28 protein-coding genes are annotated in these 20165 nt (G+C 51.0%); all 28 read left to right on the plus strand.

What is annotated here, in order from left to right:
- Positions 1-9: 9 nt before the first annotated feature.
- Positions 10-1707, plus strand: a complete 1698-nt coding sequence (locus PGQ33_RS07405) for a hypothetical protein (RefSeq protein WP_270205552.1) — start codon at positions 10-12, stop codon at positions 1705-1707.
- Positions 1679-2191, plus strand: coding sequence for a prepilin peptidase (locus tag PGQ33_RS07410; protein ID WP_118024164.1), 513 nt, complete (start codon positions 1679-1681; stop codon positions 2189-2191). The genes PGQ33_RS07405 and PGQ33_RS07410 overlap by 29 nt, the downstream gene beginning before the upstream one ends.
- A gap of 12 nt (positions 2192-2203) precedes the next feature.
- Positions 2204-3043, plus strand: coding sequence for a Flp pilus assembly protein CpaB (cpaB, locus tag PGQ33_RS07415; protein WP_003499634.1), 840 nt, complete (start codon positions 2204-2206; stop codon positions 3041-3043).
- Between the two features lie 27 nt (positions 3044-3070).
- Entirely contained in the window at positions 3071-3865 is a 795-nt protein-coding gene (locus tag PGQ33_RS07420; RefSeq protein ID WP_003499635.1) for a hypothetical protein, read from the plus strand.
- Complete coding sequence (locus PGQ33_RS07425) at positions 3858-5234, plus strand: CpaF/VirB11 family protein (RefSeq protein WP_118024166.1); 1377 nt, start codon at positions 3858-3860, stop codon at positions 5232-5234. The genes PGQ33_RS07420 and PGQ33_RS07425 overlap by 8 nt, the downstream gene beginning before the upstream one ends.
- On the plus strand, positions 5235-6167 hold the full coding sequence (locus PGQ33_RS07430; RefSeq protein WP_118024167.1) for a type II secretion system F family protein: 933 nt from the start codon (positions 5235-5237) through the stop codon (positions 6165-6167).
- Entirely contained in the window at positions 6164-7042 is an 879-nt protein-coding gene (locus PGQ33_RS07435) for a hypothetical protein (RefSeq protein ID WP_050624192.1), read from the plus strand. Before PGQ33_RS07430 ends, PGQ33_RS07435 begins: the two co-directional genes overlap by 4 nt.
- 185 nt (positions 7043-7227) lie before the next feature.
- The gene (locus PGQ33_RS07440; RefSeq protein WP_006873413.1) at positions 7228-7374 is read left to right on the plus strand and encodes a hypothetical protein; all 147 of its coding nucleotides are present in this window, start codon (positions 7228-7230) and stop codon (positions 7372-7374) included.
- A gap of 61 nt (positions 7375-7435) precedes the next feature.
- Entirely contained in the window at positions 7436-7657 is a 222-nt protein-coding gene (locus PGQ33_RS07445) for a DUF6133 family protein (protein ID WP_118552417.1), read from the plus strand.
- A gap of 91 nt (positions 7658-7748) precedes the next feature.
- Positions 7749-8096, plus strand: a complete 348-nt coding sequence (locus PGQ33_RS07450) for a hypothetical protein (protein ID WP_118523207.1) — start codon at positions 7749-7751, stop codon at positions 8094-8096.
- Between the two features lie 56 nt (positions 8097-8152).
- Positions 8153-8560 (plus strand): zinc-finger-containing protein, encoded by a 408-nt coding sequence (locus tag PGQ33_RS07455; RefSeq protein ID WP_330663245.1) that lies wholly within the window; start codon positions 8153-8155, stop codon positions 8558-8560.
- Between the two features lie 16 nt (positions 8561-8576).
- A complete protein-coding gene (locus tag PGQ33_RS07460) occupies positions 8577-9158 on the plus strand; it encodes a sigma-70 family RNA polymerase sigma factor (protein WP_118502042.1) in 582 nt (193 codons plus the stop codon).
- A 60-nt stretch (positions 9159-9218) separates the two neighbouring features.
- Positions 9219-9914, plus strand: a complete 696-nt coding sequence (locus tag PGQ33_RS07465) for a hypothetical protein (protein ID WP_117497652.1) — start codon at positions 9219-9221, stop codon at positions 9912-9914.
- A gap of 2 nt (positions 9915-9916) precedes the next feature.
- Positions 9917-10402: a hypothetical protein gene (locus PGQ33_RS07470; protein ID WP_330663246.1), complete on the plus strand. Its 486-nt coding sequence runs from the start codon at positions 9917-9919 to the stop codon at positions 10400-10402.
- Between the two features lie 145 nt (positions 10403-10547).
- Positions 10548-11156 carry a hypothetical protein gene (locus PGQ33_RS07475; protein ID WP_118523209.1) on the plus strand — a complete coding sequence of 203 codons (609 nt, stop codon included), beginning with the start codon at positions 10548-10550 and terminating at the stop codon, positions 11154-11156.
- Between the two features lie 293 nt (positions 11157-11449).
- Positions 11450-11851, plus strand: coding sequence for a single-stranded DNA-binding protein (locus PGQ33_RS07480; RefSeq protein WP_050624186.1), 402 nt, complete (start codon positions 11450-11452; stop codon positions 11849-11851).
- A gap of 116 nt (positions 11852-11967) precedes the next feature.
- On the plus strand, positions 11968-12783 hold the full coding sequence (locus PGQ33_RS07485; RefSeq protein WP_118523210.1) for a hypothetical protein: 816 nt from the start codon (positions 11968-11970) through the stop codon (positions 12781-12783).
- Positions 12784-12828: 45 nt separating this feature from the next.
- Positions 12829-13902: a DUF932 domain-containing protein gene (locus PGQ33_RS07490; RefSeq protein WP_118552411.1), complete on the plus strand. Its 1074-nt coding sequence runs from the start codon at positions 12829-12831 to the stop codon at positions 13900-13902.
- A 37-nt stretch (positions 13903-13939) separates the two neighbouring features.
- Complete coding sequence (locus tag PGQ33_RS07495; protein ID WP_050624184.1) at positions 13940-14773, plus strand: hypothetical protein; 834 nt, start codon at positions 13940-13942, stop codon at positions 14771-14773.
- 99 nt (positions 14774-14872) lie between these two features.
- Positions 14873-15412, plus strand: a complete 540-nt coding sequence (locus tag PGQ33_RS07500) for a sigma-70 family RNA polymerase sigma factor (RefSeq protein ID WP_118523211.1) — start codon at positions 14873-14875, stop codon at positions 15410-15412.
- A gap of 63 nt (positions 15413-15475) precedes the next feature.
- Entirely contained in the window at positions 15476-15721 is a 246-nt protein-coding gene (locus tag PGQ33_RS07505; protein WP_117497642.1) for a hypothetical protein, read from the plus strand.
- Between the two features lie 104 nt (positions 15722-15825).
- The gene (locus PGQ33_RS07510) at positions 15826-16509 is read left to right on the plus strand and encodes a YkgJ family cysteine cluster protein (RefSeq protein WP_243022920.1); all 684 of its coding nucleotides are present in this window, start codon (positions 15826-15828) and stop codon (positions 16507-16509) included.
- Between the two features lie 35 nt (positions 16510-16544).
- Complete coding sequence (locus PGQ33_RS07515) at positions 16545-16973, plus strand: DUF6809 family protein (RefSeq protein WP_118523213.1); 429 nt, start codon at positions 16545-16547, stop codon at positions 16971-16973.
- Complete coding sequence (locus tag PGQ33_RS07520) at positions 16966-17451, plus strand: hypothetical protein (RefSeq protein ID WP_118523214.1); 486 nt, start codon at positions 16966-16968, stop codon at positions 17449-17451. The genes PGQ33_RS07515 and PGQ33_RS07520 overlap by 8 nt, the downstream gene beginning before the upstream one ends.
- Before the next feature lie 175 nt (positions 17452-17626).
- On the plus strand, positions 17627-18166 hold the full coding sequence (locus tag PGQ33_RS07525; protein ID WP_118552409.1) for a decarboxylase: 540 nt from the start codon (positions 17627-17629) through the stop codon (positions 18164-18166).
- Entirely contained in the window at positions 18163-18708 is a 546-nt protein-coding gene (locus tag PGQ33_RS07530; protein ID WP_118523216.1) for an adenylosuccinate lyase, read from the plus strand. Before PGQ33_RS07525 ends, PGQ33_RS07530 begins: the two co-directional genes overlap by 4 nt.
- Entirely contained in the window at positions 18705-19799 is a 1095-nt protein-coding gene (locus PGQ33_RS07535) for a DUF4313 domain-containing protein (protein WP_118552408.1), read from the plus strand. Before PGQ33_RS07530 ends, PGQ33_RS07535 begins: the two co-directional genes overlap by 4 nt.
- Positions 19796-20119 carry a hypothetical protein gene (locus tag PGQ33_RS07540; protein WP_118523218.1) on the plus strand — a complete coding sequence of 108 codons (324 nt, stop codon included), beginning with the start codon at positions 19796-19798 and terminating at the stop codon, positions 20117-20119. The genes PGQ33_RS07535 and PGQ33_RS07540 overlap by 4 nt, the downstream gene beginning before the upstream one ends.
- The last annotated feature ends 46 nt before the right edge of the window (positions 20120-20165 follow it).

Genomic DNA, 20165 nt, shown 5'->3' on the forward strand with positions numbered 1-20165 from the left:
TGGAGCGTGATGTATTTGAAACGACTTCTCGCCTTCCTATGCTGCTTTACCCTTGTTTTCTGTCTATTCCCCTCCTCTGCCTTTGCAACGGGCGGAAATGGAAACATAGATGGCGGCGGTGGCAGCATGGGTCACGGCACAAGCAGCAACTTCTGGAACTCAGGCAACGATGGCGTCCGCATTACTGTTGTTGACGCATCCAGCGGAACTGCCGTATCTTCTCCGCTAGACTTTTCAAACCGGACGCAGAAGACCAGTCTTCTCCATTTTGGGAAAGTCAACAAACTGCAATACCTGGGCGGCGCCGGCCTATCCCTCCAGTCCGGCGTTGCCTATTCCTGCATTAGACCTACGCAATCTATGCCCACAATCGTCAGCAGCAAGGGGCAGAGCAACATCGAAGCCATCAAACGGTATTTCTGTTCTGAATATGCGTGCATGATGGTCGCTCAGGCAGCCGGAGTCGATTATGAGCGGATGATTGCCGGCGAGTACAAGCTGCTGATCGAGCCCATTGCCTATTTCACGCACAACGGCCAGTATTACTGTATGACAGCTACTGAAGCCGGCCTGTATGATCAGATGTCCGGCGGCAACCTGCGGAAAACCATGACCTCGCTTACCCATAAAAATCTGCCGCTGTCAATGTTCCTGGAATTCAGCGACCTTGGCATCTCCGCCTGGACAGGCAGCACCACTGGAAAGCAGAACAATTCCGACATCATCAGCACCCTTGGCGTTGGTATCGTCTGGTTTGATGAAGCTCCGCCGGAAGGAGAAATTGAGGCCCCTGATGTCGAATACCGAGTAGATACGGATGTGATCACCGCCGTCACACTGCGGACAGATCAGGATCTGACGCCGGATAATCCGGCATCGGTTACCTTCCATATTCTCGGCACCACCTACTGGGTCAATGATATAGTGATCCCAGCCGGTGACAGTCAGGTAGTCTGGATCAAATGGCATACCCCCTCCACCCCACAGACCGTGACCATTACAGTATCTGTCAGCGGCGCCTATACCGCTCAGGATACCTTTGTTGCAAAGATCGTGGATCTGAATGAGCACATTCCGCCTGACCCTGTGGCAACCGACACGAATCCCGGCTACTCTGTGCCGACCCTGCCCAATGAAACGCAGAAGCTCACTGCCAACTGGGGCGTCTGGAGCTGCTACTGGGTGCCTGTATGGGTATGGTGCGACCACGGTGAAGATGGCGGGCACTGGGTTGATGAAGGATATTGGGAATACGAATATACGGGCTACTCCGCTTCCATCAGCGGCGAGATGTCTCTAATGCCAGATGATATTGTACCCACAGCATCCGGCAAGACGATGAAAAGCGGGTACGGCGTTAAAACCGAAGTGCGGGCAACGCTGTCCACAGATGCCCCGACCAGCCACATTACTTATCCCCAAACTGCTTTTTCCGTATTTCCTGAGTTCCAGTATCAAACCTATCTGCGGCTTCTGCAGCGTTCCGGCGGCCAAAGTGCAAAATTCATCTTCAAGCCCAACGAATTTTCCACCTATGACCGGACAGTGCATTTCACACCGCTGTGGTTCCCCGATGCCACCGACTACACCATCTATACACAGGTGTGGGATACCTGGACTCCTGACGGCATGTTATCCATCAACCTAAATGACTATGTTTCGATCCAAGGGAGCCTTTATGATGACTGGTATACCAATCGAGAATAACCTCTGGACAGCTTACCTGCTTACCATATTTTTTGTGGTGGTCGGCTTTGCTGTCTACGATGTGCTTTACAGACGGGTGCCTGACCGGGCACTCGTCTTTTTTATCCCCTTAGCTTCCCTGGCGCCGGTCCTGCAGGGGTATTTTCTGTTAAATCATGGGCTCCCGCCGCTCTTCCTCTGGCCGGTCGCTACCCATGCCCTGGTAGGCGCCCTGCTCGGCTTTTGTATTCCATTGGCAGCTGCACTGGCAACAAACGGCACCGGTCTGGGCGGCGGGGATATCAAGTTCTGCGGGATATTAGGGCTGGTCTATGGCCCTTCCGGCATGGCGCTGGTCTTTCTGACTGCCGCTGTTACCGCAATGCCTGTGATCTTTCTTCTCAGGCGGCTTTATCGAACTGGGCAGCCCCTTGCTATCCCGTTCCTGCCATTTCTCGCCTGTGGCTGCTGTACAGCGACCCTGGCCCAACTATTTTTAAGATAGGAGACAACGCTTATGAAACTGAATAACCGATTCATCTTCGGTATCCTCTCTCTACTGTTGGCGGCAGTTATCGCCTTTGTGGCACTTCCAACCATCGCCCGTCAGACCAATGGAAAAGAGGAAATCGTCCGTATCACCCAGCCGGTATTGAAAGGCGAGCAAATCTCGTCAGAAAATGCCGAGGTGGTTGAGGTAGGCGGCTATAACCTCCCCTCCAACATCGCCCATCAGCTCTCCGATGTAAATGGTCTTTACGCTACCGCCGACTTGGCTGTGGGTGACTATATCCTTACCAGCAAGATCAGCTCTGTACCGGTTTCGTCCGATGTGGCGCTCAACAGCATCCCTTCCGGTAAGGTTGCTATCTCGCTGACCGTTAAAACACTTGCTTCCGGCCTCTCTGACAAGCTTCAGCCCGGTGACATCATCCGTATTTACCACTTTCTTGATACAGCGGCCGAAGTACCGGAACTGCGTTTTGTCAAAGTATTGTCCGTCACAGACTCAGACGGCATCAATGTGGATAATGCCAAGGAGCCCACGGAGGATGAAGAAAAGCAGCAGTCAGCCACCATCACTGTGCTGGCAAGCCCTGAACAGGCGAAGATCATTACCGGTCTTGAAAATGACGGCGTAGCTCATGTGGCTCTTATCTCCCGCAACAATGACAAACTGGCAGATGAGCTGCTTGCCGAGCAGGATAAGACTCTGCAGGAAATCTACTTCCCCGAAACTTTGATTGAGGAAGAAGCTGCAGATGCGGAAAATTCTGATGTTGAAAGTGAACCCCAGGAAACGGAAACTGCAGAGTCTGCACAATCCACTAATGAAACTGCACCCTCGGCAGAATAATCAAATCAAGGAAGGAGGATCTTCGTTATGGGTAAAGTTATCACCGTCTGGGGAAGCCCCGGCAGCGGCAAATCCATGTTCTGCTGTATTCTGGCCAAAGCCCTGACCCGGGACAAGCGGAAAGCCATCATTATCAATGCCGATATGAATGTCCCTATGCTGCCGGTCTGGCTGCCGGAACAGATCATCCAGACCAATACCTCTATCGGCCAGGTTTTGAGCAGTGTGGAGATTGACACATCTCTGGTTGCCAGTCATGTGACAGTGCTGAAAAACTATCCCTTCATTGGGATGATGGGCTATGCGGCAGGAGAAAATCCGCTGAGCTACCCAGAGGTCAAATATACTATGGTACTGCAGCTCATTCATGCTGCCGCCAAACTGGTAGATTTCGTCATTCTGGACTGCAGCACCAGCATGACCAATGTGTTCACTCCCGCCGCTATTGAAGCCGGCGATGTGGTCATCCGTATCCTCACCCCGGACCTAAAGGGCATCAACTACCTGAAAGCCCATCAACCTCTGCTTGTGGACGAGCGCTTCCGGTTTTCTGAGCATATGACATTCGCCGGTCTGGCACGCCCCTTCCACGCCTTGGATGAAATGGGCTATATCATTGGCGGGTTTGACGGCCTGCTTCCCTACAGTAAGGAGATCGACCGCTGTGCTACCGAAGGCGGTATGTTCAAGGCTATCACCTACTGTAACCCCAAATACACTGCTTCACTGAACAAGGTACTGGAAATTCTGGAGCAAATGGAACTGGCCGAGCAGTCAGAGGATGATGCGGCGTATGAATGTGAGGAGGATGCCGATGAGTAATTTGAATGATATATTCTTCACACCGGCCGCCAATCAGGAGCTGACCTATGACCAGGTACTAGAGGATGTACAGCGGTATTTTGCCGAAAACCATGCCTCCACCATTGCCGAAGCTGGGGAAGGCAATGCAGAGCGTGCCACAAGTCTGCTCAAAGAACTGATGGAACACTACATTGTCAAGCGAAAGTATGCCCTTGACGGGCTCTCTACAAAAGAACTGTGTTCCAAGCTCTATGAAGACATGGCCGGCTACTCCTTTTTGAAGAAATGGATCTATAAGCCCGGTGTTGAGGAGGTCAACATCAACGCCTACAACGACATTGAAGTGATCGAATCCAGTGGGCGTAGCATCAAGATCCCTGATAAATTCAGTTCGCCCCAGCACGCCATCGATGTGATCCGCAGGATGCTCAACGCCTGCGGCATGGTCATTGATGACACCATGCCCAGCATTGTGGGATTTCTGGACAAGAACATCCGTATTTCGGTGGATAAAACTCCCATTGTGGATGCGGATGTAGGCGTCAATGCCTCCATCCGTATTGTCAACCAGCAGACCGTCAGTGAAGAAAAACTGCTGAACTCCGGCAGTGCCACTGCTGAAATGCTTCACTTTCTGACTGCCTGTATCCGATATGGGGTGTCCGTCTGCATTGCCGGCTCCACCGGCTCCGGCAAAACCACGATCATGGCCTGGCTGCTGTCCAATGTGCCCAATAACCGGCGCCTTATTACCATTGAAGAAGGCAGCCGCGAATTTGATCTGGTCAAGCGGGATGCGCAGGGCAATATCCTTAATTCCGTAGTACATCTGCTGACCCGCCCCAGCGAGAACCCTGCGTTGAACATCAATCAGGATTTTCTTCTGGAGCGGGTGCTGCGTAAGCATCCAGATGTCATCGGTGTAGGTGAAATGCGGTCAGCGGCAGAAAGCCTGTCCGCAGCCGAAAGTTCCCGTACCGGCCATACTGTATGTACCACTATCCACTCCAACTCCTGCAACAGTACTTACCGCAGGATGATGACCCTTGCCAAACGCAAGTACAACATGGATGACTCCATCCTCATGCAGATCATGGTAGAGGCGTATCCCATCATCGTCTTTACCAAGCAGCTGGAGGACCGTTCCCGTAAGATCATGGAAATCATCGAGGGCGAGGACTACCAGGACGGGCGGCTGATCGCCCATTCCCTATACAAATATGAAGTGGAAGACAATGTAACTGATGACCGTGGTGAAACCCGTGTGGTGGGGCACCATAAAAAAATCGGCTTGATCTCCGATTCCTTAAAGAAAAGGCTATTGGACAATGGCATTTCCAACAAGGAATTGGACGAATTCATGCAGCCGCCAAAGGAGGTGGGGTAATTGCAATGGATCTATCTTATCTGTTTTATCCTGATCAGTGCTGGGCTTTTGGCTCTGTTTGGTGTGAAGCCGGGTGATTTTATTGATGCCCTCTTCCGCTCCCAGCGAAAATCCGCCACCTTGTCGGATGAACTGAATGTTCTTCTGGGCACACCAGCCAAGGGCTTTTTTAATCAGGATTACGAACTGAAACAGATCTTGAAGGGCACCGGACGGGCGGACCGCTATGAGGCAATAAAACGACTGTCTCTGATCCTGTTCGCTGTGGGGGCTGTACTTGCCCTTTTGATTGGGAATGTGTACATGGTGCCCATTCTGGGTATCGGTTTTTCCCTTATACCGATCTGGTATCTGCGCAGCACTGCCGCCAGCTATAAAAAGCACCTGAATGAAGAACTGGAAACCGCTATTTCCATCATCACGACTTCCTACCTGCGCACCGAGGATCTGATCCGTTCTGTCAAGGAAAACCTGCCCTATATCAATGAGCCGGTAAAAGCCAACTTTGAAGCCTTCGTTTATGAAGCGGAACTGATCAATGCCAACATTACCAGCGCTATCAACAGCCTGAAGATGAAGATTCCCAACCGGGTCTTCCATGAATGGTGCGGCACCCTCATCCAGTGCCAGTCCGACCGCAGTATGAAGAATACCCTTCCTACCATCAACCAGAAATTCTCCGATGTGCGTGTGGTGCAGTCGGAACTGGAGGCAATGATGCAAGGGCCGCGGCGTGAAGCCATCACCATGATATTTCTGGTTATCGCCAATGTGCCGCTGCTCTATTTCTTGAATGAGGATTGGTTCCACACCCTTATCTTCACCACACCGGGCAAAATTGCACTGGCGATCTGTGCAGCCATCATCCTGTTTGCGCTGACCCAGATTATGAAACTGAGCAAGCCCATCGAATATGGAGGTGATAGCGTATGACTTTTCTGGCGCTCATCGCCATCATCTTCTTCGGTTTTGCTGTCTACAACCTGACCTGCGCCTTTGTGGACATCCCGACCAAGAAGACCTCACAAATGATGATGCTCTCCCGCAAACAGCAGGGCACCAAAAACGAAAAGCTGCTTGATGTCTATGTGACAAAAATCGCCGGTTGGATCGCCCCTTATTTGCGGCTGGACCGGCTCAAGCGCAATAAGGTACAACGCGCTCTGGACATTGCAGGTCTGCAGCTTACCCCAGAGGTCTATACGGCCAGAGCCTGGGTAACTGCAGGGGCAGTCGGCCTGTGTGCCATCCCCATGGCATTTCTTATTCCGCTGCTGGTGCCTATTTTGATTGGTCTTGCGGTGGCACTGTGGTTTTCAACCTACTATGCAGCCTTTGATTTTGTTAAAAAGCGCCGCAAGCTGATCGAGGGCGAGATTCCCCGATTTGCTTTGACCGTCGGCCAGAGCCTTGAAAATGACAGGGATGTACTTAAAATTCTGACTTCCTACCGCCGTGTAGCTGGGAAAGACTTCGGCGCCGAACTGGATCAGACCATTGCTGATATGAAGACCGGCAACTATGAAAATGCCCTCATTCGATTTGAAACCCGCATTGGCAGCCCCATGCTGTCCGATGTGATCCGTGGCCTGATTGGTGTCCTGCGCGGTGATGACCAGCGGATGTACTTCAAAATGATTACCTTCGATATGCGTCAGATCGAGCAGAACAATCTGAAAAAGGAAGCTGCCAAACGTCCCAAAAAGATCCAGCGTTACTCTATGATGATGCTGATTTGTATTATGATCATCTACCTGGTGGTGCTCTGTACCGAGGTTATGAGTTCACTCGGGGCGTTCTTTGGCTAATCGGCATCCGCCACGGTACTTCCAGGCGTTTTCATACCTGCTCCTCATATGGAAGACAGATACACAGGGAGGTGAGCGTTTGTACCCAAGCGATTTTCCATAGCGGCAGGCACATCATTTCTTTTCATCTGAACTGAGCCGGACTGTTTCATCAGCCCGGCTTCATTTTTTACAGGAGAATGCCTATGCCCAAAAAGAAATTTTATCCGCCGAATGATACCGGCACCAAAAAACGCCGCTTTCGTTGCTTGCTGTTCCAGCGGCCTAAAGCATATCCGAACCGGCCCCGTTCCAACAAAAACAATCTGATCAAGCCTATCCGCCGCGCTTAACAGACGGTGGACTTGATATACCTATCCACTCAATCATCAAACATATAACAGGAGGTTACCCATGAGAAAATTCACGACCCGTATCTATACCAAAGCCAACTATCTGCTCAACTGCGGCCGTATGGCATTGTCCAATCAGCGCGGCGATTTTTACATTTCGGACGCCGTCAAGATCATTATCGCCGTAGTTTTGGGTGCGCTGCTCCTGTCGGCTCTGACCCTCATCTTCAACGATACGGTCATCCCCCGCATCACTGAGGAGATTGAAAGTCTGTTCTCCTAAGCACCAAATCAGGGGCCAGTTTGCAGAACTTCTGCAGCTGGCCCCCTTTTTATTTTTAGAAATGCAAATGTACTGTAACGGAGGTGAAAGCATGAATCAAAAACCGTGTCAGTTCTATTCCTTTCTGCAGGCAGTCCGGGGTAACTGGCGTAACGCCCTGTTCATCCGCTGCAGCGGTTCACTTTGTCCAATGATCCGGCAGGCATCCTGTGAGGGGTTCCTGATGGCAACAGACGCAGGCTGTCAGCCGATCTTTCTGTCCGTCCAGACAGTGCGGAAGCTGAGTGGAGAAGCAGTAGACCCCGAAGAATGCTCTGCAATTCTGGAGTGCCGCTCGTTCCGGACTGCTTATACCAAGTTTCTGGAATGGCATACCTCTTCGGACCATGTATGTCCATTTTTACAGCTATGCCCAGACCGGGATAACTACTTCGGATGATTCTGCCTGTTAAGACGCAATGCCGCCGTCATCGGCGCGTAATGGAGGTGATTTTATTGAAACAAAAGCAAATCAAATGTCCGTACTGTCATGCGCACGCTTCTCTTCGACCTGCAAGCCTTGTGTATGGATCTACCCCGCAAACCAGAGGGAAGTACCTGTATGTCTGCGACAGATGGCCGGCCTGCAATGCCTATGTCAGTGCTCATGAGCGCACACTGCTCCCAATGGGGACACTGGCGAATGGCGATCTGCGCCACAAACGCATTTTGGCCCATCGTGCCCTAAAAAAACTGCAGCAGGACTGCCATATGGAAAAATGGGAGGTCTATATCTGGCTGCAAGCCAAGCTGGGGCTGGATGCGCGCCAGACTCACATCGGCCAGTTTTCCGAATATATGTGTGAGCAAGTCATTTCCCTCTGTCAGCAGGCTCCGGCGTACACATCCGGGCGTGCTGCCTGAACGGAGGTGAAGCCTGATGAAGCAAAACTTTAAGCTTACCAAAGACCAGCAGACTCTGGTAGAAAAAAACTTGTCCATCGTTCACTGGGTCATTGTCAACAACATCCATGTAAATCCCGGCATCTGTGGTTTGGAGTATGGAGATCTGTTTCAGGAAGGGTGCCTGTGGCTCTGCAAGGCCGCCTTTACCTACCATGCCGGACAGGCACAGTTTTCAACCTACGCCAAAAAGGTTGTGAAAAATGGACTCCTCTCCTACTGCCGCAAAATATGTAGTCAGGGACGGCACATCAGTCGGCTAATCATCGGAGAACAGGGCGAACTGGCTGCAGATGGAGAACAGATAGACCAGCCCGACGACCATTTTGACTCCCACCTTTCTCGTCTGGAGACCCTTGATCTGCTGGAAGCCAGCAAACAGAACTATCAGGGCGTTGCCAGACTCGGCATCGAAGCGCTAGCACTGAAGGTTCAGGGAATGCGCATTACAGACATCGCCGCCCTCTATCAAGTCCCTCCTTCCCATGTGGGTGCCTGGATTTCCCGCTCACTGGAAAAACTTCGCAACGACCCTGACTTTTTGACCTGCCTGCTTTGATTTGTTGAAAATCAGCATCAATAACAGTAAGGGATATGTATAAAAAGGAGGTATCGAAATATGGCAATCAAAACCCTATACACTGCGGTCGGCCGGTTTGAACGAAGGACAAACGGCTGCAACCGCAGTTGTCCAATCATCCTGTTAGGCGGTCAGGAATACATGGTCGATATGCAGGAAATGGTGATTTGGAGCATGCTCAACTGGAGAATCCTGCGCTGGGATGACATCGCACAAGAATACGAAAAGCTAGCCACCGCATCCGGTTACTGTACCGAGCGTTCTTGGGAAGACTGTACAAACCGACTGCTTACCCGCGGTCTTCTGGTATCCGGCAGCGGTGAAACAGAATACGATGCTCTGTATGACCTGCTTGGTTCGCTCAGCATTATCCCAACCAGCGGACCGTTCTTCCTCCGGCTCGCCTCTTTTGTCAAGCTGACGCTGCTGGCACATGTTCCGGTATCCGCTGCGCGGAAACTGTTCCAGAAAGATAAACGCACCAAATACGAAGCTCTGGTCATGCGCCTTGCCGGACAAGCCCTGCTCTCCACTGCAGAGATCATCAAGTGCATAGATAAAAATATTTCCCGCCTCCCCAATGAATGTGCGCTTTTGGATTCCCTCTACGGAGATGAAACGACCACCAGTGACAACATTGCAAGCATGGTCAAAATCAGCCAGAGCAGCAAGCCGGTAACATTAGCCGTTGCCAATCTTTATCTGCGGCAGCAGATTATCTTTGAGAGGGTATGAGCATGATGAAACAATGGACTCTTTTTCCCACTGTATTGCAGCGAAAGTTTCTGCTCACTCTGCTGGCCGGAATCGCCAGTGCGGGAATCAGCGTCATCATCTGCGTGGCGACTAAAGATCATATCCTGCTGGCATTGGGGATTGTCGTACTCTGCGCCTGTCTTATATCCTGTAGAGGAATCTGGGCGACTGCAGCACATAAGAACTACGAGGTAGTGGAAGGCATCTGCGCCGGTATCAGTACACCTATGCTCCGCCGCTACCGCAAAGTACATCTGATAGACAGCCATGGCATAGAGATCACACTGCTTCTCAGTAAATCGGCCCTGCTTAAAATAGGCGAGCCCTACCGATTTTACTTTCAGAAAGGGTCACGGCCTGTCGTTGGAAATGACTATCTGGACGCAGCACTTTCAACGAACAGCTTTTTGGGCTATGAAGCAATCAGCGAGCCGGAGGAGCATCCCGATCCGTCCTCTGAATCCTAAAAATGCGAGGTGGTTTTGAGCCACCTCGCTTTCTTAAAGGGCATTTTGCAAATCACAATGACCAACGCCTGATTTCCTTATATTTTGCAGAATACATTCCTTCTGTCCCTATTTATTGGGTAGATCAAGGAAAGGAGGGTTTCCTATGTATAAACCCCATACCATTGAACAATATAAAGTCTATCGCTTTCTGGAGGAAAACTTTGCGCTGGAGCATTTCCTGCTCGCCCCTTTGTCACGCTTCGGACTGATACTGGAGGACAAAACCGGTGAGAAAATCGCGTTTGCCTTTCTCAATAACTGTGTGCAGGAAATACCCGTACCGGCTCCAGCTGCTCCGGAAACAGTAACCGCTTTTCTAAAACAATTCCGCAGCCTTACGCCCCGCCCAGTCATCCATGACTTTGAAGCGCTGACCCGCTGGTGGCTGAACAATCCCAACCCGCTTACCTACCAGCAGGCACTTGGTATGTCCGATATTCTTTACCGCCATTTTCTGTCCCATCCTTTGATCAGTGAAGATGAGACCCTTCGGCTGGCACGCAAAGGACTCGTTACCGAATCGGAATATAATGACCTGCAGCTATGGTATTTCAACGGCCATACAATGTCCTGCTGGTTTGGTCCTCTGGGAGTAGATGGTACCGGCAGCCTGTACGGTCTGATCTTTGACTATCAAACGGCATCCCCAACAAAGACTCAGTTCTACCTATTGGATGACTACTACCGTGTTATGAACCATCTTACAGAGTAAAACCTTTTCAACTACTACATATCGTACTTGTCACTGGCTACAAATCTATATATAGCGTTTTACATCTTGACAGGCACAAGATGCAGTGCTATACTGTATCTGTAATTGATTTTTGTGCGTATCCCATTTGGGAATACAGGTCTTTTTGATCTGTACCGTAGGCCAAAAGCCTGCATTGCACACGCTGTTAAGTTTGTATGCAAGTGTCAGTGATTTTTTGCGCCCTTTTAGGGCCGAAAAACTACTGGCACTTTTTTATATAGATAATAATGCCAATGGCAGAAAGGAGTGTTATGGCACAGATTTTTGTGTTCGGGCGCGTCATGAACGACCTTGTACCCAAAGAAAGCCAGTCCAAACAAAGCTATGTATGCTTTGATCTGATGGAACGCACCAAAAACTGGACGCAGTTCTATCAGGTATGGGCCTGGGATGCAGATGTCACCCGGCTCATGCAATTCAAGGTCAAAAAAGGCAGTATGATCTGGCTTGCCGGCTCACAGCGGCTGGTAGATGTTCGCATGAAGGACGGTAAATTGGAAAAGAAGCTGAAGGTCAGTCTAAATGACTTTGGTTTCCTCCCCAAACAGCCCGCCGCAGCGAACAGACAGGAGAATGACCCGGACATTACTGCGGAACCCGCACCGCCTCTCACAGAGGTATTGGACGGCGACCGTGAATCCCTGCCGGAGTAGTTTACTTCGGCGCCCAAGAGGGACCGTATCAAGTTTTTCAGAATGAAACTGAAAGCTTGGTGCGGTCCCTCTTTTTTTGTTCTCCAACAAATTCAGAAAAAAGGATGGTATCAAACATGAATAATGACAGAGGACTTTTGAGCGGTAGCATCACGATCCTGATTGGTGCAGTCATCGCAATTATGGCTCTGGTACGCGGGCCCTGGCAGGTTTGGCTGCTTCTGGGCGTTTTCACTCTCTGGGGACTGTGGGTAGTTTTGATCCTGCTGCTCCCCTATATGCAGCAGGCTAAACGGCGTCGCCAGCGTCAGCAGCGCACCAGACAGCTCCATGCAGAAGGCATCCAGACAAGAAGTTTTGAGATCCCTGATCTGGGTAGCACCAGCTCCGATGACCTGCTGGTTCGCCACACCAACCATCGTATTCTGGCATATCTGCGCTCTGCTTATCCGAAAGCCACCTTCGAGTGGTGTGAAAAGCAGCCGGAGCAGCTGATCCGCAATGGCGGTACCGGCCGCATCCGTGTGTTTGGCATTGACGAGTTTGATCACGCTGATGTGACACTGGATCAGAACGCCAATATCAAATGCGATATGGTCAAGATCATTCCGCTATCCAAGGTCGGCGGAGAAACAAACGAGGATGATGCAACACCTCCGAACAGGCAGCCTGTTGATCCCCGTATCTGGTATGAAACGCAGGGACGCTCTGTACTGGAAGCACTGATCTCCGACCTTAATTCCCGTGGACACAGCAAACTGACGCTTCGGGAAGACGGTGATATCTGCATTGAGCAGGGCGAAGATGCTGTTTCTCAGGAGCATCTGAACAACTTTCCCCAGAAGGTCTACTGGCCCCGTCTGACAGAGGTACTGGAAAGCAATGGTCTGGCGGCTGAAGTCACTGCCCAGGGTATTCAGGTATCCTGGTAATGCTTCTGCTGACAAAGAACACAGAGAAAGGAGTGAACTTGACGAATGAAATCAGGACTTACCATCGTGGAAATGGCACAGCAGATTGAACGCCAATCCAAACTCAAGCAAGACTATTTGCTTGATACCAGGCGACTTCAAGTAGAACCTTTTGGTTCTCAACTTTATCTCCACACCTTTGATGACCACGATGACCCACTGGTGGAGCCATTGGAGATCAACCAGATTGCCCATCGGCAGATCGGCACACATCTGAAGATTCCGGCTGCTTACTATGACCGTATGCTTTCCGATTATCCGGAACTGCTGGCAGAGAATGTGAATTCCTGGTTCCAGCGGGAACCGACCCAGCGTATGGTCCGCACCCTGGATGGCACTGTACGGGCGTTTTTGAGCAACCGCTATCGCCGCATTGACAACCTGGACATTGCAGAAATCGTCCTTCCTGTCATTCAGCAAATGGAGGACGCCTATTTTGAAAGCTGCCAGATCACGGACAGCCGTATGTACATCAAAGTAGTCAACAAGCGGCTTGAAGCCGAAGTTGTACCCGGTGACATTGTGCAGTCCGGCGTTATCATCAGCAATAGTGAGGTTGGACTGGGTTCCGTCAACATCCAGCCTTTGGTCTATCGGCTGGTATGCAGTAACGGCATGGTCGTCAACGATGCCCAGACTCGCCGCACTCACATCGGCCGGGTCAATGAGGCAGATGAAAACTTCCAACTGTTCTCACAGGAGACATTGGCCGCTGATGACCACGCATTTGCCATGAAGATCAAAGATACCGTGATGGCCGCCGTGGATGAAACGCGGTTTACACGGGTAGTTGGCATGATGCGTGAAGCCACAACCGTTCAGATGAATACCACTGATATTCCCGGCGTTGTCCGTCTGGCAAGCAAGGATTTCAATATCACCGAGGAAGAAAGCACCGGCGTTCTGCAGCGTCTGATTGAAGGCAAGGATCTGACCCTCTATGGGCTATCCAATGCCGTAACACGCTTTAGTCAGGATGTGGACAGCTATGACCGCGCCACTGCCCTGGAGGGGATTGGATACAATATCCTGTCCATGCCCCGGCAGCAGTGGAACCGTATCAATCAGATGGTCGCCTGACCATCTGCAACCATCACATTTTTAAGGAGGAACCACTATGTATAATCAGAACAGCGATTTGATGAAACAGGAAAAATTCATGCTCCCCACTATGATCGAAGGCGATTTCAGCGCCGAGGAACTGGCTGAGGACGCCGATGGTCTGCAGATGAGCTTTCAGCGTGTCAAGATTCCCGCCGGCGGCACACTCCAATTTGAGATGCCGTCCGATGATCCGGACAATCCCGACTATGAAAAGACTCTGGTAGGCGTCATTCTGCATAACCACGCCACCTGCGCCTACTGGCCGGCTGGCAGCGAATATGACGACGATACCACGCCGCTTTGTTCTTCTGTGGATGGCAAGGTTGGCATCGGCACTCCCGGAGGCGCCTGTGCTGCCTGCGTGATGAACCGCTTTGGTTCTGCACCTGATGGCAGCAAGGGAAAAGCCTGTAAAAATATGCGTGTGCTCTACCTGCTTCGCAGTGGTGAGTACATGCCTCTGCAGGTAAATCTGCCTCCTACCAGCATCAAGCCCTTCAAGGAATTTCTGAACCGGGCCTTCATGCTCCGCCGCCGCGCCACTTACGGCAGTATCGTGCAGATTGGTCTCAAGCGTGAGAACAACGGCACCAATGACTACAGTGTTGCTACCTTCAAACTGCTGCAGGATTTCCAGGGCGAGGAGCTGGCTCAAATCCGGGCTTACGCCAATAGCTTTAAGGAGCAAATCAAACTCCTGCTCCAGCAGCGTGCCGAGATCACTGAGGAGCAGCGCGACACCGGCTGCGATTATGTAATCGAGCCTGGCGCCATGACCAACGAGCCGGCAGACGGTCACTATACTGTCAGCCAGATCAATGGTGACTGCGAGCAGCTGCCCGCATAAGTATCTTGATGTGACCTGCACCACATGACACATGAACAAAGGGATACCTTCGGTTTAACACACCGGAGGTATCCCTCTTTTTTTAAGGAGGAAAACACAATGTTATGTGAAGTACCATTAACCAAAGAACAACAGGCATTTGCCACTGATCATCACGGACTGGTCTACAAGTTCCTGAATGAAAACCATCTGCCGGAAGATGAATTTTATGATGTAATCATTTTTGGCTATCTCCGAGCAGTGTACCGCTATTTCAACGAGCCAAAGCTTCAGAAATATTCCTTCGCCACAATTGGCTGGAAATCAATGCAGGGAGCTTTATCTAATTACAATCGATACCAAAGTCGCCGCAAGCGCAATATGGAGGTTCTCAGTATTCACGTCGGATTATATCCCGATGGTGCGCCTTTAGAAGATACCATTCCTGCCCATGACCCAATCATGCAGCAGTTGGAAATGGATCTTCTGCTCCACGAGCTGGCCGGCAGAGTCTCCAAGCAGCAAATGGATATTGTTCATCTGAAACAGGGCGGCTATGGTCTCCGTGAGATTGCCCGCACCCAGAAGGTTCCCATGCGGCGCATTAAAGAGTTGCTGGCTGAAGTCCACGATGTGCTGCTGGATATTTGCTATGGATGAACCCATTACAGATAAGAAATACCCTTACATCCACATTTTCAAAAAGATTGGAGGTCAAACCGAATGAAGAAAGAAAAGAAACAGATCGTTTTGAATGGCTCTCTGCTGCGTCCGCTGTCTGTTGGGCGTGGTGCGCTTCTGCACGCCGGAGGAAACATCTACCATACTTCGCGTGTGGTGACGATTCTGGAGGAGTCGGAGGATTGCGTCCGTTTTGAAACGCAGAACTCCCACTACCATCTGTCCATGTCCCCTTTTCCGCTGGCGGCTGTCAGTCCGCTCCCTGTGAGATTGGCCGCATGTGCGTGAAGGGACTGTAAATGGTTTGGAACAGCCGGCTCCCGCTGACTATTCCACAAGTTCTGGCCGTGGCGGATACCATTCCGTCACGGCTCTTTTTATGGAGGAACAAAATGAATGAAGAAATCATGAATGAGATCCAACCAGTCCGCCCCAAAGACCAGTTTCCCTTTTCCTGCCGTCAATGCGGGGCATGCTGCCGCAATATTGAAGGCTGTGTAATGGTGGAAAGTCTGGATGCCTACCGTCTGGCTCGCTATCTCCGAACAAAAGGTGAGCTCATCGAAGGAATAGAGGATTTCCTGTTCCGCTACTGCGATCCGGAACCTCTGACCGAAGAAGGCTTCCCTATCTATATGCTCAAGACAAAAGCCCCAAACGGCTCCTGTATCTTCCTTATGGATGGGCGCTGTTCCGTCTACCCTGCCCGTACCCGTACCTGCCGTATCTATCCTCTTACCGTAGGTCCAGGGGAGCGTGGCCGTGATTTTGAATACTGCCTGTGTCTGGACCGGCACCGGAGCCACTTTACCGGCAGCCGGGTATCCGTCAAGGACTGGTTGTATCAGAATTTTAAGAGGGAAGACAAAGAATATGTAAAGCGGGAATATGAGATTGCCACCGAACTGGGCAAACTGATGCGCGCCATTGACCCTGCCATGCGGCAAGGCATTGTATTCAAGGTACTCTACTACCGCTATTACAATTTTGATTTAGACCAGCCTTTTCAGCCTCAGTATGAGCAGAATAACCGACACCTGTTAGCAGACCTGCACCGGATTGCCGGGGAACAGTAAAAGGCAAATGGCTTTTAGAAAGGGGGCCTTATTTTATGAATTTACACGAAACAGCAATGGGGCAAAGATTTTTTAATGTTCAGCTCCCCGCACTGATTAACACACTCAAAGACATTGCGGCGGCGCTTTCCCGCCCTGCACCATCTGCTATATCCTTTCCGGCAGACCCACGCTTTCTCACTTCGCTCTATTACGGCGAATATGAAGCAGATGTGTTCAAGCCCGATAAACGCCTCACACCTTTTAACCAGACAGTACAACAGAAAGAAAAAGCTCTGCTTCCGCTGCTCTCCAGCGAGGCGTCCATCGCTTTTGAACAGTATCAGACTGCGGTACAATGCCGCAATTCTGCTGTATTGGAGCAGGCATACGCCTCTGGTTACCGTACCGCTGTGCAGATGTTTGCGGCAGGCTTAGGCCCACAGCCGCCAATACCGGAACATGAGGAGGATAGCAATGGATGAGAACAGACTGCCCGAACTGCCCCAGGAATCTTTTCGGCCAATGATCGCACAATCAGTCCAACTGGAACAGTTTTTGGGGGAAGAACTGATTTTTTGCTTTCGGGATCTTGATGGCGTCCATACCTTTACTACCTGCCATGGCGATATCTACAAAACAGTCAATGCACTGCGGGACTATGTCCGGCTTTTGGAATCGGTGTGCGATCAGTGGGAGCTGACTGGATTCCATCGTGCTACCTATGAGTACCATGCCGAAAAGCTTCGTAAAATTGCGGATAAGCTGCAAGCTGGTATCGGCTACGACTATGACAAAGCCGTGGAAAGATGCAAAAAGAAACGAGCCAAAAAGTCCCACAGCAGCGATGTCGGGGAAGATGCCCTTCTGCTGACAGTACAGGCTGCCAACAAGTCCGCTGACAATAAAAAGGAGGCTGCGCCTTATGAGGAAGATACCCCTTGGGAACCTGAACTCGAATAACCCTATAAAAACATCTGTTAAAAAGTATCATGCAAGCGTTGCCCGGCAATCTTCCAGAGAACGGAACCGATTGCTGGCCTGCAAGAGCTTTGCGTTTATCCACGCCAATGTGCATAAGCACTGCCGCCACTTCCGGCGCGGATAGCCGCCCGGAAGCTACCCACGGAGGATGCCTATGGAACGAGATGAACTACGCACCACTTTAGTGAACCATCTGGAAACCCTGCGGCGCAATCTGCAGGTCGTATCCATGGAGGTGCTGAAAACCAAGTACAAAAAACCATTTGATGCCCTGCGGCAAGACATCTGTAAAGCCGCTACCGCCTATACCCGCTTTCTGGTATTTGACGGTATGCGGATCAAACACAAATACTTTGATGAGGCTGTACCCTATATCGATACAGCTGTGAAGCAAACCAAGCGGCTCAAACAGATTTCAGATGCTACCTTTCAGCGTCAGGATATTGACGAGATCGAATCACTCGCCCTTGCCCTGCGCAAAGAGATAGAAGCTGCTCTGCAGCCCTTCTATATGGGACATATGTGCCTTTATGTGACGCCGGAATGCTTTGACGACCCGCCCAAGACGCCGGAAGTCTACAATGATGCAACCGCCTGTGTCTGGCGGGATGGTACATGGCAGCTTCTGGAGGATACCAGCAAAGGGTTCCTGCTCTTTGTTCAATCCAAATTCAAGGAGGAAGCTGCCGCATGAAAAAGACATCTCAGCAATATCTAAACAGCGAAGCACACGGTTATCTCATGGAGGCCAAAGCCTGCAAGCTTTTGCTCAAAGACTTGGAGCGCATCCGCGCCAAGCTCAGGCGGCACATCGAAAAGGAAGCCGCAGACCGCGAGGCAGAATTTGAAGCAGCTATGCAATACCATAGCGAAAGTGACATCCAGGAAGCCTACGGCTGGGAATTCATCAGCGAACGGCAGTATGAGCGCTATCTGGAATTGTTCCGTCAGGGCCGCAAGGCACTTGATGAACACAGCCCCACTGTTACAGAGCTGGCTCTCTCCATTCTGAACCGCATCTTTCAGGATATTGATAGAGACTGCCGCCAATGCGAGTTTGAAGCCCTGTCGCCGGAAGAACAGCTTGCCGAGTTGAAGCGTGCTGAAGAATCCAGGCAGGCATGGAAACAGTATATCGCCAGTCTGAAAGAAATGGTCGGCTCTATGACTGGAAAGACCAATGACCACACTGAGTCAAAAAATGTAGCAACTATACACAAGGAGGATGCAAAATGAAAATTCATGAAGATCGTTCTCATATGAATATTGATACCAGATGGTTTGAAAAAGGCTATGCCAAAGAAGACGTCCACTCCCTGCGCCTGCAGTCCCTATGCACCGAAGCAGAGGCAGCAGCCAACAAACAGTTTTATGACAGCCACACCCGCGAAGAATGGGAGCAGTATATCCGTCAGGCAAGTTTTGAGAGCAGCGCAGCAATGAAACCCGTCATGGAAGCCATCGCACAGGACTTTGTCTGCTACCAGTATGACGAAAATATCCCTGTGTCCTATGGCAGCGACCGATGGGATCTGTACTTCTGGTGTAATCCCTTTAACGGCGCCGCAGACGCATCCGAACGGGATTTCTCGTATTTCACGCTGACCTTTAACGAGCGTCAGACGCTGGAGAAACGAAGAAAAGTCTGTCAACAGGTGCTGGAGCTCCTATGCTCACGCTTTCAGGAGCATCCCCATCTCCATGTAGCCGTACAGTGTTCCATATGGTTTGACCATCCGAAGATCCACGATGCGGTGGAGCGCGCAAAGCCCCGTCTGCATGGCCTGCGCTGTATTCAGGACCAAAAAGAAGGAAAGCTGCTCCTGCAGGACGGTACCCTGCTCTTCAGGCCAAAATACGCAAAGAAATATACCCGCACGCTGAGCCAGAGCCAGATTTTGTCCCTTAGTTGGGAACTGGGCGTAGAGGACGGAGAGCCTGATACCGATGCTGCACCTGTTACCTTGCCTTACAAGAAATTTGGTGCCACGCACCCCATCCAGCTGCAGGTGACTTCCTACCTGAATGGAAACCTTGCCATACAAATGGTGACATGGGAAAGCGGTGACCCGGAACCCTGGGCGACTCTCACCGTCAACCTGCCCGGCCAACGGCAAAAAGACCATGCCTTTATCGACACCAATGCCGATTCGGAATTTCCCACCTGGCTCGTCCGACATGGTCTGGCTATCCCAACCGGTCGCACCATGCAGAGTGGGTTCTGCACCTATCCTGAATATCGTTTTCGTGCCAACCGGCTACAGGAGCTGGACCCGGAAGGGTATGCAGGCTACCTGAAAAACTTTGAAAGGCGGTGCAGTGCATGAAATATAAGGCAGTTTATGATGTACTGAATGAAAGGCGGCAGGCTACCCCCGGTTTCTGTTACCATGACCGCAGCGGCTGGCGTGCTTACCCCCAGACCTACATGACCATGCAGTACCCTTTATGGATTATTGCTGAAGATGCTGCCACGGGCAGGCGTCTGTGGATCACCCAGGAGGGCACCCGATTTAGCATTTCCATTCGAAGGATGGATGAACAGAGGCGTAACTATGGCCCTACCTATCGCATTACTTGTGAAAACAGGACAAAGCTGGCTCAGGTTCTGCGCTATCAGTTCGAGTCAAAGACTTTGGCTGTGTAGCTGACGATGACCAGAGAGGAACTGCATTCCTCTCCCTGCTCCGGTT

This window comes from Coprococcus sp. AM100_B19A, assembly GCF_027662015.1.
Taxonomy (GTDB): Bacteria; Bacillota; Clostridia; order Lachnospirales; family Lachnospiraceae; genus Allocoprococcus; species Allocoprococcus comes.